The organism is Vibrio sp. 10N.222.49.C9 (assembly GCF_041474985.1).
GTDB classification, from domain to species: Bacteria; Pseudomonadota; Gammaproteobacteria; order Enterobacterales; family Vibrionaceae; genus Vibrio; species Vibrio crassostreae_C.
This window is the reverse complement of record NZ_JBFRVD010001411.1, coordinates 1-243: the sequence shown is the minus strand read 5'-3', so window position 1 is coordinate 243 and position 243 is coordinate 1. Positions and strand designations below refer to the sequence as shown.

Genomic DNA, 243 nt, shown 5'->3' with positions numbered 1-243 from the left:
ACACAGGGTTATCTATGCCTCGCTTTCCTGCCATTACAGCAAACGCCAGAAAGCTACTTCCCGTGCCGATGAATGAGAAGATCAAGAATGCACCTGCGATGGCGTTCGCTTCTGGGTTGGCGAGTACAAAGGCAAACGGCACCATGGAGTAGAATAAAAAGTCGAGACTAATATCCAAAAAGCCACCGGCATCAGTGATCCCCTGCCTTCTGGCAAGTGCGCCATCTAAGCCATCACAAATCC

1 protein-coding gene is annotated in these 243 nt (G+C 50.2%); it reads right to left on the bottom strand.

The features are described 5' to 3' along the window. Nucleotides 1–243 (bottom strand): CDP-alcohol phosphatidyltransferase family protein (locus AB4585_RS28535; protein ID WP_372172141.1); only part of this gene is annotated, 243 nt, incomplete at both ends.